The sequence below is a fragment of the Zoogloea sp. GW822-FHT05C07 genome (assembly GCF_058800215.1).
This window is the reverse complement of sequence record NZ_CM179510.1, coordinates 2471086-2484774: the sequence shown is the minus strand read 5'-3', so window position 1 is coordinate 2484774 and position 13689 is coordinate 2471086. Positions and strand designations below refer to the sequence as shown.

The window sequence follows — 13689 nt, the reverse complement described above, 5'->3', positions numbered from 1 at the left end:
GGCTCCGAGTCCTGCTGCTGAGCGTCTTTGTGGCACTCAGCAGCGAAGCGGCGCCATCCGCGGGCACGCCCTCTGGCTACGTGAACGAGCGGGTCTGCGGTGAATGCCATGTCGGCGTAACGCGCGCCTGGCAAACCTCCCACCATGCATCGGCCATGCAAGCCGCCACCCGCCGCACGGTGGCGGGTGATTTCTCGGCCGGCACGGTGGGCGATGGGGCCGACAGCGTGCGGCTGGCGCAGCAGGGCGATGCCTTTTACGCCTGGGCCAGGGATGCGGACGGCCAGCGCCGCAAGCACCGCATCCTCTACACCCTCGGCGTGAGCCCGCTGCAGCAGTACCTGGTGGCCGCACCGGGCGGGCGCCTGCAGACCCTCACCATCGCGTGGGATGTCAGGCAACGGCGCTGGTTCAGCCTTGCCGAACCCGACGCACAGCCCGGCGACGCGATGCACTGGAGCGGCCGCTACCGTAACTGGAACCTCATGTGCGCCGAGTGCCACACCACCGGCCTGCGCAAGGGCTACGACAGCGCCACCGATCGTTATACGACCCGCTGGGATGCGCTCGGGGTCGGCTGCCAGGCCTGCCACGGCCCCGGGCAAGCCCATGTGGATGGGGCGCGCCGGGGCAAGAAGGTGGCGATGCCCGTCCTGCAGACGACGCAGGGGCGCGCGCAAAGGCAGGTCGATCTGTGCGCCCGTTGCCACACCGTCCGCAGCCGGCTGGTCGAGGCGGACCAACCCGATCACCCCTTGCTCGACCAGTTCCGGCCCGAGGTCCTACGCGAGGGCCTGTACTTTCCCGACGGCCAGCAGCAGGGCGAAGTCTTCGAGGCCGGCTCCTTCAAGCAATCTCGGATGTTTGCCGCCGGCGTCGGCTGCACCGACTGCCACGACCCCCACAGCGGAAAACTGAAGCGCGCAGGCAATGCCACCTGCACGCTGTGCCACAGCCCTGCCGGCAATCCGCGCTTCCCGACGCTGGCGCTGAAACGCTACGACGACGCCTCCCACCATCAGCATCAACCCGGCACGCCGGGCAGCGACTGCGTGGACTGCCACATGCCCACGCGCACCTACATGGGCGTCCATGCCCGCCGCGATCACGCGATCAGGATTCCGCGCCCTGAGCTCAGCGACGAACTGGGCGTTCCCAACGCCTGCGACCAATGCCATGCCGGGCGCGGCAAGCGCTGGGCCGCCAATATGCTCGCCGCCCGGCCCTTGCCTGCCGATGTCCAGTACGACTTCGCAGCAACCTTCCTGCGCGCCCGCAAGGGCGATGTGGCCACGGCAGGTGAATTGACCCGCATCGTGACCGATGGAACCCGCCCCACCATCATCCGCGCCACCGCCGTCGATCTGCTCGGCAGCCTCGGCGCGGAGATTCCGGAAGCGGCCCTCCGCGATGCCGATCCGCTGGTCCGCTCGTACGCCGCCGCCGCAGTCGCGACTGGCCGTGGATCGAGGAAGGCGCTGATCGACCTGCTGGACGATCCGGTACGCGCCGTACGCATGGCCGCAGCGCGCAGCCTCCTCACCCTGGGGCAATCCGTCCCGGCCGGGCACGCGCTGGCCTATGCGGTAGCCCTCGACGAATACAAGCAGGCCCAGTTGGTCATGGCCGACTTTCCGTCCGCGCGCTTAAACCTGGCGTTGCTGGCCCGCGATCAAGGCGCCGTCGACACCGCAATCGACCATCTGCAGTCCACCTTGCGGATGGACAGCCGATTCGAAGCTGCCCGGCTCGAACTGGCGCGACAGCAGGCCGCCCTCGGCGACACCACCAACGCAGAAACGACCCTGAGGGAAGGCCTTCCCCTCACCCGCAAGCCGGCGGAATTGCAGCTCGCCCTGGGCTCCTTGCTGTCGAAGGCAGGACGATTTGCCGAGGCCGAGCAGGCGTTTGCCGCCGCCATACGTGCCAATCCCGCGGCATCGCGTGCCCGCTACAGCCATGCGTTGGTGCTGCTTCGTCTGTCACGCTGGACCGAAGCCGGCACGGAATTGCAGGCATTGCGCGCCGCGTTTCCCGATAACGCCGATGTCGCCTACGCACTCGCATCGCTCTGGATACAGAGCGGCCAGACGGCAACGGCCCGCACCGCCCTTCCGGAACTGATGCGCGCCCATCCGGATGATCAGCGCTTGCGGCGCCTGTGGATGGAGCTGGGAGCGCCGTGACCCTCTGCAGGCAAACCCCCAGTAAGCCAATCCGCTCCATCGATTGGGCCTGATTCCCAAGCACCACCGCCAAGGACGGGCACACACCCCGCTCACTTGACGTCGCACCCATAAAGATCGAAGTGGTGCCGACAGTCTTACGACTGACAGCAGGCGACTGAATCCATTTTGCGCGGCAAACAGTCGACAGTGATGGCGGCACACGCGACGTTGACGAACGATGACCAAGTCATACATGCTTAACGCATTGACTCAATGCGTGACCACCAAACGACAAACAGCCGGACGAGGATACCTATGCTTAAACCCTCACGACGCTCCTTCCTTGGCCTGCTCCTGCTACTCGCATCAGGAGTTTCCGATGCATTCCTGGCCATCGAACGAAAACCACTTCCTGCAAATATAAAGGGATGGTCCCCCGACTGGTTGATCGGTACGACCTGGAACCTTGTCAGTGAAACAAGGGATTCCCAATTCCACTTCGGAGAAAACGGAAATGTAGCGCTTACTGAAGGTCCAAAAGGGGGTCCCTGGGCTGCACCATTGCTCTCATGGCAGATCAAGAACGGAAAGCTCTTCATTGGCGAGTCGACTCAACCAGACGATGGATTGGAGTTTGTATCAATAACTGGAAACACACTCCGGGCTCGCTCGAAAGGCAAGGAAGTTGTTTATGAGATTTTTCGTCACTGACGAGAAAGCTGGATGCCGTAAGTGCCAGTCACTTGGCTATTAGGCAGTGCCCCCTTTCACTACGGGGTAAGTTCGCAATCCAATGCACCGCTACCAAAGTACATTCTGGCAATCGACAGGAACTGATTCATGGGCGCAAAGACCTGGATGCTCGTACTTGCAGACGTCAATGCACGCGAAGCCCTCGCAGCGAAACCTTCGCTGGATCGGGACGCCAGCCTGAAATTCGCGCGCGCCCTGTTCCCTGGAGAAAGACTTGAACCAATCGGGGATGGCGATCTTTCCTATACCTGCCCTCCCGAAAACGAAGTTCATATCGGCTGCTTCCAGGGCGTCTCTATCGTTGCGGCGAGAGAGTTCGCCATCGACTACCCATCCAGGCTGCCGCATAACTTCATTGCCGCCGGTGGTCACGGAGTTGTCACGCTCCACGCAATGCACAGCGTGGTCAACTGGTTTGCCTACGCAGTATGGTCGGATGGACAGCTCGTGCGCGCTCTCAGCCTGTCGCCGGATGACGGAATCGTTGAAGACATCGGCCAGCGCTTACCTTTCGAAGAACCCTATTGGTCTGGCGAGCACCCGGATGCGGATGACGACGAAGAGGGGAGCACTTACCCGTTTCCGTTCCATCCCCTGGACCTCGGTGAGGAAGCTCTGAAGGACCGCTTCGGCTACCAACTCGAAGGCTTCATGGATCCTTCGCTGCTTGAACCAGGGTCAATTCCACTGCTCCGCTACAAACGCTCCCTGCCTTCCTGGTGGAAATTCTGGTGACGAGGCCAAACCCATCATTTCGCCAAATCGGTCGCAGCGATCCATGAGCAAACCGTTTCATGAGTTTCCCCTCTCCGATTTCTGGGAGAACTCGGATTACGCTCAAGAGCAGTATGTGGACGATCCTTTGACAGACGAGAAGGTGGCGGCTGTCGAAATGAGTCTCGGATATAAATTACCCATGGCCTATATCACTCTTGCCAGACTCCAAAACGGAGGCATTCCCAAAAAAGATCCAACCATCGCATGCACATGCGCACATCGTGGGCGGAAGATCACATTGCAATTTCAGGCATCTACTAAATCGGGCACATCAAACCCTGCTCTTTACTTGGCTCCTTCGGCAGTAAATTCTGGTGCATTGAGTGGGGATATCCACCAATCAGCATCTACTTTGCCGACTGTCCATCCGTAGAGCATGACATGCTATGTCTTAACTATCGAGCGTGTGGCCCCAACGGCGAACCTCGTGTAGTCCATGTGGACCAGGAATCCGATTACACGGTATCTCGCGTTGCCGATAACTTTGATGCCTTCATCAGCGGGCTGACATCCCATGATGATTTCGAGTGATTTGATGCGCGAGGTTTATAGGGCCGGAGGATCATTCCCGGCCCTCTTTCACTGAGAATCAGCCAGTTGTCTTTCCTTTATGGACTCTTTCTCTCCTCGTACTTCCTCGCTTCAATCGCTTCCACCAACTCCCGTGCCTCATCCGCAATCATCGAGCACGCCCACAAATAATTTTCCTGGTATTCCGCACCCATGCGCCGGAAAACATCGCCGGCGTTGCCGCGGGTCATGGCGAGGAGCGCCTGCAATTGGGCCTGTCTGGCGGTGAGTTGATCGGTGAGGGCCAGCGCGTCGGCTTCGTCAGCAAGGAGATAGACCGGGCGGGAGGGCGCGGGGAAGGTCATGGACGTACGCATGCGGTAGCCCTCCGCGAGGTGTTATGCGGTTGGCGTGATCCGCCGGTGCGGTGAGCAGGTGTGCGCGGACGGTCGGGTGCCGGAACGGAAATCATCATGAAATTGCCCCTTCGTTGCGGTTGAATCTCCGCCCCCACTTTCCACGGTGGGCGGCGGAACCGTGCGGGGGTGGAAATACCGGAACGAAGGCACCGGCCAGCCTTGCTGGCTGCCCCGCACGGCCCGCCATTGAACAGGCGCAACCATGCTGCCGATATGAGAAAGCCGCGACGAACGCGGCCTCATCGGCCTTCGTTATTTCCGGGTTTCCACGCCCGGTCACCATTGTTTAAGTGACGCGGGGAGTATGGGCAACAGTGTGGGGGACGTCAAGGGATGAGGGAGACACCCCACTTCTCATGCGGCAGGAACGCAACGCACCAAAACATCTTTCCATCACTATGACAATACAATAGTATACCCAAAAATCATCAACTCAGCTCTTCGAAAACTTGATCTCGATGCGTCGATTCTCGAAACCAACCAACATCGAATGAATGTCATATCCCGAAGATGCGAAAAAATAATTTCTCACGCTAAACAACAAGGACGGCTGAAATGAGTGAATTGGCAGCACAGGACTCAAGACGCTATTTTGTACTTCCCCAAGCTCCTGAGGGAGCTTCTTATTATGTGTACGGCACACCGGGTCGCGGCGCAGCACAATACGCTCATGCAACAATGCTCTCGTTCATATTCCTGCTCGACAACCGTTGGGCGGCAATTGACAGCCGAAAAATCGGCATAGGCAATATCAGCCTTGCTAATGGCTTGGAGTTTCCTCCACACCGCAGCCATAGAAGTGGACTGGAAGTCGATATTCGTCCAATCCGAAAGGATGGCAGGCAGACCCCCGTCAGGTATACGGATCTTCAATATGACAAACTCGCAACCAACAAACTGGTTGAGCTGATATGGCAGACAGGAATGATTAAGCGTGTTTGCTTCAATGATTTGACGATTCCACGAGTACAACGCATGGCAGGTCACGACGATCACCTTCATATAGAAGTGATTGCATAGGAGAGAAGATGAGAATCTACGTGGCTGCCTTCATTCTTGTATCTTCGGTCTCATTCAGCGCTCTTGCCGTCGACTGGCAATTCCGCTATCTACCAGCCGATATCAGTTACACCACATACGGCAACAGTCTGGGCGACCCAATCGCCCCGAAAAAGGACGACCGGAAAATTGCATTCGAGATTAGAGGCCACGCGGCACGAGAAATGTTCGAGGCCATCGGGCCCGACCGGCGGGACGTATGTACGGACGCACCAAGGCTACGCATGCGCAGCCGCGACGAAGAGAAACTCGTCTGCACGAAGAGTAGCGAAGGCAAGTACGCCTGCTATTTTGGCTTTGATCTCAAGTCCGGCAAGAGCATTGGCGGCAGCATTTGTTGATATCGCCAATACTCGATCACCCCCGAACAGCATGACATCTCACAATCGTCGTAATCAACAGTGTCCATTAGCCGCCTTGGCACGCTGAAGGAACTCAACACCAAGAGAAGGAGCCCACGCGATGAGCCTCGACCACTTCGCCCATAAGGCGGGCAGTTACGACGGGAACCCCAGCCGGGTGGACAACGTCGCGAACATTGCAAGGGCCATCCGAAATGCCATCACGCTCGGCCGGTCCATGCACCTCATGGATTTCGGTTCGGGCACCGGCCTGCTGCTGGAGCGGATCGCGCCGTATGTCGGGAAGATCACCGCGGTGGATGTTTCCAGTTCGATGAACGCACAACTCCTGGCAAAGCAGGCCGACTTGGGCTGCACGGTGGAGATTGTGGAAATCGATCTCGAAACGTCCGAACTCAGCGGCGCATTTGACGGCATCATTTCCTCGATGACCATGCACCACATCCGGAACACGGACGCGATGTTCCGGAAGTTCCACTCACTGCTGAAGGACGGTGGCTTTATCGCCCTGTCTGACCTGGATCGGGAGGACGGCAGCTTTCATACGGAAGACACCGGCATTCATCATTTCGGTTTTGAGCGCAATGAATTTGCGAAATCCGCGGCGGCAGCGGGGTTCCGGATGATTCAAACGTTTTCGGCCAGCGTGGTGCATAAGCCCCAGGGCGATTTCCCGGTGTTTCTGCTCACCGCGCTTCGATAACCCGGCATTCTGCCGCGTCCTTGTTACCTGCCCACCCTCCGTCGGGCCGCTCCGCATACGAAATCCGACTCACCGGAGGCCCCCTAAAACCGTCCCGACCATCCGAAAGCCCCTCGCGAGCCCCCCCCGCGGTGGTCACGAGTCGCGGCCGGAGCGACGCTCGCCTCAAGGATTCTGATCGGCACCAGGCCACAAAGACGTTCTTTGCCAGTTCCCTACCCGCCGTCATAATATCCATTATGACTTTCCTCTCTGCCGCTCGGATCGGGTTTCCGCAATTCAATCCTGGTACGTCGATACCGGGCAGCGAACCTGGCGGGCAGGTGGGGAAAGTTCTTTTGTAGTCATCGGCTGCCCATATGCCCACGAACATCCGCCCCATTGAAACCGAAGTACCCCCCCATAGCCGAATCCAGCGCTTCCTGGCCGGTGCCAGCTTTTACGATTCGTGGAGCATCACGTCGCACGACGTCGACCGCTCGGCGCTCGATCACTTCATCGCGGCGGCCCGGCGTACGCCGCGCTGGATCGATGCCTGCATGGCGGCACGCAACCGGGTGGTCCGCTTCTTCGGCTTGAAGGATCTCGGCGGACTATCCGGCCTGGAGGGGGGCCGGCGCGGGGTGGATTACATGCCGGGGGAGCGCGTCGGAATCTTTACGGTCTTTGAGAACGGCTTCGATGAGGCGCTGATCGGCGACCGCGACAAGCACCTCAATGTCGTGCTCAGCGTCCATCGCCATGCCCTTCCCGGCGGGCGGGAAGTCGTCGTCACCATCACGACGGTGGTGCATGTGAAGAACGCGCTCGGGCGTCTGTACATGCTGGCGGTCAAGCCCATGCACCGCGTCATCGCCCCGGCGGTGCTCGCCACGATTGGCGGCACCGCTCGCACGGCCTGACCGCGCAGGCTGTGCCGGGAAAACGCAAGGGCAACAGGCAGCGGCTATTAGCGGAGGGTTTCCAGCTTGGCCAGCAGTTCGCCGCAGCGCTTCTCGCCCGGCGAGATCTGGCGGGCGGTGAGGATGGAGCGGCGGGCGTCGTTGTCCATGTCGTGCCGCCAGCCGCCCTTCTGCATCAGAGCGATGACCACATAGGCGTGGTTGAGGAGCAGGCGCGGGTTGCGCGGCATCAGCGACTTGGCTTCGTTGAGGAATTCGAGGGCCTCGCTCAGCTTGCCCTGGCTGGCCAGGCGCACGCCCTGGTTCATGGATTCGGTCGCCTGCTGGCGGGTGGTCTTGATCAGTGCGCGGCCTTCGTCACCCATGCCGCCTTTTTCGAAAACGTCCAGGACGCGGGACGCCAGTTCCTCGTCTTCGTGGTTGTTGAATACGACGAATTGCAGGAGTTTGCTGGCCGTTTCCTTATTGCCCATGAGCATGAAGGTTTCCGCCAGATTCAGCGTGGCGGCGGGCGAAAGGTTTTGCGTGCCACTCTGGATGCGGGCGGCGACGTCACGGGCCGCTGCTTCCGCAAGTTGCGTGTTGCCCGCAACATGATGCACGCGGACTTCGGCCGCCTTGCCCTGCAACCGGGCTTCGTCGTTGTCGATATCGATGCTCAGTTGGGACAGCAGCTTGAGGGCTTCGCCCGGCTTGTTCTGGGCGGTGTAGACCCGGGCCAGGCCGAGGTAGGGTTCGGGCGTCTTGTAGGTGGTCTTGGCGGCGAGCTTGAGGGCCTTCTGATAGGCCGATACGGCGATATCGAGGTCATCGCAGTGCAGGGCGCTTTCCCCCAGGGCCGACTGGCGTTGGGATGAGTTGGGCGACACCATCACCGCGTGGTGCAACACCCGCTGCGCATCGCTCCAGGCCCCCTGGCGCTGGTAGGTGTGCGCCAGCACGTCGTAGGCTTCCAGATAATTCGGGTAGTCGCCGACGAGTTGCTCCAGGGTTTCGCGGGCGCGGGAAAAGTGGCCACGGTGGATATGCAGCTTTGCCATGCCGACCCGCGCCCAGGGCACATCCCGCCGCGCGAGGACGGCGTCGAACAGGCTGCCGGCCTTTTCGGGCTGGCCGAGGTTCAGATAGAGGTCGGCCTGGATGCGCAGGATCTCCATGGAGCTGGTCGGGTCCTGTTCCAGGCGCGCCTTGCATAGCTCGATGGCCTTTTGGTATTCCTTGGCACGCATCGCGGCGGCAATGCCGGCCAGGGCCGCCTTGCGCCCGATCAGCTTGGCCAGCCGGCTCTGCAGCGTGGCCTCGCTCACCGGCTTGAGCAGGTAATCGTCGGGTTGATGCTCGACGGCGCCCATGACCATGTCCGCGGTCTTCTCGGCGGTCACCATGATCCAGATCGTGGAGGCGCTCACCAGGCCATCATGCCGGGCCTCCTCCAGGATCTGCTGGCCGTTCTTGCCCGCGCCAAGGTGGTAGTCGCAGAGGATCACGTCGCACTTGCCCCGCCGCAGAACGCTCAAGGCCTCGACACCATTGGCGGCAACTTCGATGTGGCGCGCACCGCAGCGTCGCAGCAACTCGCGCAGAATCCCGCGCATGGCCTCGAAGTCTTCGACGAGAAGGAAGGAGCGGTCCGCGAAATTAGCCCTGCTCGGGTCTACGACTACCATTGCGATGATTCTCTAGGGCAGGCTCAGGATGAAGACAGCACCGCCCAAGGGGCCACCGTTCTCAAGGCGGGTAGTGCCGCGCAGGGCACGGTTGCCGTGCATCTGTGCGACCTTCGCGGCGAAATAAAGGCCCAGCCCGGTACTGCCGGTCATGGAATTGACGCCGTACGCAGCCTCCTCACTCGACTCCAGCATGAACGCCGGAAAACCTTCACCGTCGTCTTGAACACGGATCTCGAGGTGTGCATCCACGACCTGGAGCGACAGCAGAACCCGACTGCGGGTGTACTTGACCGCATTGTGCAGCGACTGGGTGATGAGGCTGACGATCAGCTCATAATCGAAATACCAACTACGTTCAACCCGCTCCGAGATCACCTCGAGGCCAATCCCCTTGGCGGTCGCAAACGGCAGGACACGGGCCACAACTTCCCTTTCGAAGGAGTCCAGTTCCACGTCCACTGGATCGAAGGGGTACATGTTGTGATTGATCTTGTAGAGGGCCAGCAGCTGGATCAGGTGATGGTTGAGGCGCTGCGCCTCGTAGAGGGCCTGGCAGGTCATGGCCCGGGAAGATGCGTCGGCGGGTAACTCAGCCAGTGCAGACTCGAGATACGCAGTCATGATGCAGACCGAATTCTTCATGTCGTGAGCCGACGATACGAGGAAGGTACTCATATCCATGACGGACAAAGGACTCCCGTCAGCGATGGACCGCGCGCGCTGAGGGGGTAGTTCCGGCATGCTTCAAGGCTCCATTGGATGAGCAAAAGTCAGGGGCGAATGTTACGCCGCGCCGTAATACCTCAGGCCCCTCTATATCTGTTCCTGCAGGGAAAGCCTCACGCTCGACGCGAGCTAAATCGGGCCCACAGGTCTCGTTCAGCGTTTTTCCGCTTCATCGCCGCTACAAAGGGAGCCTCCTCCCTCCTGAACGACACTGAACAACCCAGCGTCTCCGGGGCAACGGAGCTTTCGATGAACGAACGTGGATCTTTATGACTAATAGGTCAGATCACGCCTCCGTGCAATGAGATCCTGATGCATCGGCATGTCGGACATTGTCCTCTTGGCATTCATGCCAGAATGGATGCGCAAGCCCCCATACCAACTAACTACAGAGACAAACCATCCATGAAACGCTTCGAAGTTTTCCCGAACCATCCGGTTTCGCCGCTGCAGATCGCCGAGTTCGAGCCCGCCCCGCTGGGCGACACGGAGGTGGCGGTGGCCATCAAGGCCGTGTCGCTGAACTTCCGCGACATCCTGGTCACCCGCAATACCTATTTCGCCAACATCGTCGATGGCCTGGTGCCGTGCTCCGACGGGGCCGGCGAGGTGGTGGCGGTCGGCAAGGACGTGAAGGGGCTGGCGGTCGGCGACCGGGTCGCAACGCTGTTCTTCCCCCACTGGTACAGCGGCAAAGCCGACGCACGGGCGCTGTCCGACGCGCGCGGCGCGGAATCCACCGGGGCCTTCACCGAGCGTTTCATCACCGACGAGAGCGGCCTGATCAAGCTGCCCGACAGCCTGAGCTATGCCGAAGCAGCCACGCTGCCCTGCGCGGCCATCACGGCCTGGAATTCCCTCTTCGAGGCGGGCGACCTGAAGCCGGGCCAGACGGTGCTGCTGCTGGGCACCGGCGGCGTGTCGATCTTCGCGCTACAGTTCGCCAAGGCGGCCGGCGCAAAGGTGATCATCACCTCCAGTGACGACGCCAAGCTGGAGCGCGCCAAGGCCCTCGGCGCGGACCACGGTATCAACTACAAGACCCACCCGGAATGGCATGAGGAAGTGCTGCGCCTGACTGGCGGCGCGGGCGTGGACGTGGTGCTGGAAGTGGGCGGTCCGGGCACGCTGGAGCGCTCGCTGATGAGCGTCGGCGTCGGCGGCCGGATCGCCTACATCGGCGTGCTGACCGGCCTGGCCGGCGCGGCCAGCCCGGTGATGCTGATCCCGAAGGCGTCGAGCATCCAGGGCATCTTCGTGGGCAGCCGGGCGATGTTCATCGATATGCTGGATGCCATCACGACCCACGACATCAAGCCGGTGATCGACCGGGAGTTCCCGTTCGAGGAAGCCCCCACCGCCCTCAAGCACATGGAGAACGGCGGACACTTCGGCAAGATCGTGATCCGCGTCGGCGACTGAGGATCGATCTCAGTTTGATGGTTCGATGAAACCGGGATGGGCCGGCAGACTGTATGCCTCGCCGCCCACTTCCGGCAGCGGCGCCCCCGCCCGCAGCGCGAGCGGGATCACGCCGGCCCACACCGGGATCGCCATGTCCTCCTCGGAATCTTCCACGCCCCAGTTGCGGATCTTGGTGGCGGCTTCGGCCAGCGGCAGGCGCAGCAGGCGGGTGCCGGCCAGTTCGGCACGGGACGGCAGGCGCACCTGCGCAGCCCGCCCCGGGCTGACATGCTCGACGAAGGCGCGGAAGGCAGCCTCCTTGGCGTCCACCTCATCCACCGCCTCGAAGCGGCCATAGATCGCCACCGAACGGTAGTTCATCGAGTGGTGGAAGGCCGAGCGGGCCAGCACCAGGCCGTCCAGGTGGGTGATGCAGACCGCGCATTCGCCGTCGAGCAGGGTGTTGACCAAACGCGAGTTGTTGGCACCGTGGACGTACAGGAAATCCCCGTCCCGCCAGCAGGCGGTAGGCAGGCAATGCACGCTGCCGCCCTGGTTGAAGGCGATGTGGCAGACCAGGGCCTGGTCGACGATGGCGCGCACGGTGGCAAGGTCGTAGTGGGCGCGCTGGGCCTTGCGGTGGATCTCGGTACGTGGGCTGGGGGCAACGTGGGACATGCTGGGCTCCTTGAAATGTGCGGCCAGCATAGCCGCGGCATGGCACCATCCATGGAACCATGCCCACCTCCCTTCATGGAGCCACGATGTCCCTCGACCTGGAGCTGATCCTCGGTCCGCTGCGTGATGCGGCGGATGCCAGTGAGCCGCGCCAGTCACGGCTGTATCGCCTGCTCAAGGCCTCCATCCTCGACGGCCGCCTGACACCGGGCACGCGCCTGCCCGCCAGCCGCCAGCTCGCCACGGACTACCGCATGGCCCGCAACAGCGTGCTGTTCGCCTACCAGCAACTGCTCGCCGAAGGCTTCCTGGAGGCGGATCGCCAGGGCACGCGGGTGGCGGCGCTACCGCTGGCGGCGGGCCCGGCGCCGGCAACCCGGGTCGGGCAGGAGATCCTGTCCCGGCGCGGACGGCAGCTGCCGCCCATCGACCGGAGCGACGCGTCGCTGCCCTTCGCGCCGGGCATCGCCGATCTCAACGCCTTTCCGTGGCAGCGCTGGGCGAAGCTGCTGCAACTGGCCTGGGGCGAGGTCAGCGCACGCCAGCTGGCCTATACCGAACCGGGCGGCGAGCCGGCCCTGCGCCGGGCGGTGGCGGCCTTCCTGTCGGCGCGGCGCGGTGTGGCGTGCGCGCCGGAGCAGGTCTTCATCGTGGCGGGTGGGCAGGTGGCGCTGGATGCCTGTGCCCACCTGCTGGCCGACGAGGGCGACACGGTGTGGATGGAGGAGCCGGGCTATCCCCACGCTCGCAACGCGATGCTGGCCGCCGGCCTGCGCGTGCGCGGGGTGCCGGTGGACGAGGACGGCATGGCGCCGGACGAGGACTTGTGGCGGACCGATCCGCCGCGCCTGCTCTTTTTGACGCCGTCCCATCAGTATCCGCTGGGCAGCGTACTGAGCCTGGAGCGCCGACTGGCCTTCCTCAACCAGCTGGCGCCCGGTAGCTGGCTGATCGAGGACGACTACGACAGCGACTTCAACCACGCCCAGCCAGGCGCCCGCCCGCTGCCGGCCATCCAGGGCCTGCGGCCGGATGCACCGGTGATCTACGTGGGCACCTTCAGCAAGCTGCTCTACCCCGGCTTGCGCATCGGCTACATGGTGGTGCCGCGCTGGGCGGTGGCGGCCCTCGGCGAAGCCATCGGCACGCTGTACCGCAGCGGGCGATCCGTGGAGCAGCGAGCCCTCGCCCGCTTCCTCGACAGCGGCGAGCTGACACGCCACCTGCGCCGCATGGCGCCGGTGTATCGCGCCCGCCAGCAGGCCCTGCGCGATGCGCTGGGTGCCGCGTTCGGCACGCCGGAACACATCCTCGGCGGCCAGGCCGGGCTGCACCTGGTGCTGCGCCTGCCGGACGGGCCGGCCGACGAGGCGGTTGCGCGGGCCGCGCGGGAATTGGGCGTAATTACCCGCCCCTTGAGCAGCTATTACGCCGACGGCGCGGCGGCGGGCAACGGGCTGGTCCTCGGCTATGGCGTGGCCGACACGCAGCGCATCCCGGAACTGGTTGCGCGCCTGAGGGCGGCGAGCCTCGTCTAGCCGCCCGACCGGCCCCGGGC

The 13689-nt window shown here is 62.5% G+C and carries 14 protein-coding genes; 10 read left to right on the top strand and 4 right to left on the bottom strand.

Annotated features, from left to right (window positions below; translation table 11 throughout):
- Positions 1–155 precede the first annotated feature (155 nt).
- The 4 genes from AC3QL2_RS11730 to AC3QL2_RS11715 all read left to right on the top strand — a co-directional run bounded on the left by AC3QL2_RS11730 (position 156) and on the right by AC3QL2_RS11715 (position 4229).
- Positions 156–2186 carry a tetratricopeptide repeat protein gene (locus AC3QL2_RS11730; protein WP_493235909.1) on the top strand — a complete coding sequence of 677 codons (2031 nt, stop codon included), beginning with the start codon at positions 156–158 and terminating at the stop codon, positions 2184–2186.
- Between the two features lie 822 nt (positions 2187–3008).
- A complete protein-coding gene (locus tag AC3QL2_RS11725) occupies positions 3009–3656 on the top strand; it encodes a DUF6928 family protein (RefSeq protein ID WP_493235911.1) in 648 nt (215 codons plus the stop codon).
- Between the two features lie 43 nt (positions 3657–3699).
- Complete coding sequence (locus tag AC3QL2_RS11720) at positions 3700–4071, top strand: SMI1/KNR4 family protein (RefSeq protein WP_493235913.1); 372 nt, start codon at positions 3700–3702, stop codon at positions 4069–4071.
- A complete protein-coding gene (locus tag AC3QL2_RS11715) occupies positions 3960–4229 on the top strand; it encodes an SMI1/KNR4 family protein (protein WP_493236693.1) in 270 nt (89 codons plus the stop codon). Before AC3QL2_RS11720 ends, AC3QL2_RS11715 begins: the two co-directional genes overlap by 112 nt.
- A gap of 77 nt (positions 4230–4306) precedes the next feature.
- On the opposite strand, the gene AC3QL2_RS11710 is transcribed toward AC3QL2_RS11715, so the two are convergent.
- Entirely contained in the window at positions 4307–4585 is a 279-nt protein-coding gene (locus tag AC3QL2_RS11710) for a hypothetical protein (protein ID WP_493235914.1), read from the bottom strand.
- A gap of 597 nt (positions 4586–5182) precedes the next feature.
- Here AC3QL2_RS11710 and AC3QL2_RS11705 point away from each other — a divergent pair.
- From AC3QL2_RS11705 to AC3QL2_RS11690, 4 genes are all read left to right on the top strand, one after another.
- Positions 5183–5647, top strand: coding sequence for a penicillin-insensitive murein endopeptidase (locus AC3QL2_RS11705; RefSeq protein ID WP_493235916.1), 465 nt, complete (start codon positions 5183–5185; stop codon positions 5645–5647).
- Positions 5648–5655: 8 nt separating this feature from the next.
- Entirely contained in the window at positions 5656–6027 is a 372-nt protein-coding gene (locus AC3QL2_RS11700; RefSeq protein WP_493235918.1) for a hypothetical protein, read from the top strand.
- Positions 6028–6148: 121 nt separating this feature from the next.
- Positions 6149–6751 carry a class I SAM-dependent DNA methyltransferase gene (locus AC3QL2_RS11695; RefSeq protein ID WP_493235920.1) on the top strand — a complete coding sequence of 201 codons (603 nt, stop codon included), beginning with the start codon at positions 6149–6151 and terminating at the stop codon, positions 6749–6751.
- Between the two features lie 359 nt (positions 6752–7110).
- On the top strand, positions 7111–7653 hold the full coding sequence (locus AC3QL2_RS11690; RefSeq protein WP_493235922.1) for a DUF2867 domain-containing protein: 543 nt from the start codon (positions 7111–7113) through the stop codon (positions 7651–7653).
- A 47-nt stretch (positions 7654–7700) separates the two neighbouring features.
- On the opposite strand, the gene AC3QL2_RS11685 is transcribed toward AC3QL2_RS11690, so the two are convergent.
- Both AC3QL2_RS11685 and AC3QL2_RS11680 read right to left on the bottom strand, forming a co-directional pair.
- On the bottom strand, positions 7701–9320 hold the full coding sequence (locus AC3QL2_RS11685) for a response regulator (protein ID WP_493235924.1): 1620 nt from the start codon (positions 9318–9320) through the stop codon (positions 7701–7703).
- A 12-nt stretch (positions 9321–9332) separates the two neighbouring features.
- Positions 9333–10004 carry a sensor histidine kinase gene (locus tag AC3QL2_RS11680; protein WP_493235926.1) on the bottom strand — a complete coding sequence of 224 codons (672 nt, stop codon included), beginning with the start codon at positions 10002–10004 and terminating at the stop codon, positions 9333–9335.
- 450 nt (positions 10005–10454) lie between these two features.
- Here AC3QL2_RS11680 and AC3QL2_RS11675 point away from each other — a divergent pair, with 450 nt between their 5' ends.
- Complete coding sequence (locus AC3QL2_RS11675; protein ID WP_493235928.1) at positions 10455–11471, top strand: zinc-dependent alcohol dehydrogenase family protein; 1017 nt, start codon at positions 10455–10457, stop codon at positions 11469–11471.
- A gap of 9 nt (positions 11472–11480) precedes the next feature.
- Here the strand turns inward: AC3QL2_RS11675 and AC3QL2_RS11670 are convergent, their stop codons facing one another.
- The gene (locus AC3QL2_RS11670; protein ID WP_493235929.1) at positions 11481–12131 is read right to left on the bottom strand and encodes a pyridoxamine 5'-phosphate oxidase family protein; all 651 of its coding nucleotides are present in this window, start codon (positions 12129–12131) and stop codon (positions 11481–11483) included.
- Between the two features lie 86 nt (positions 12132–12217).
- Here AC3QL2_RS11670 and pdxR point away from each other — a divergent pair, with 86 nt between their 5' ends.
- Positions 12218–13669, top strand: coding sequence for a MocR-like pyridoxine biosynthesis transcription factor PdxR (gene pdxR / locus AC3QL2_RS11665; protein WP_493235931.1), 1452 nt, complete (start codon positions 12218–12220; stop codon positions 13667–13669).
- The last annotated feature ends 20 nt before the right edge of the window (positions 13670–13689 follow it).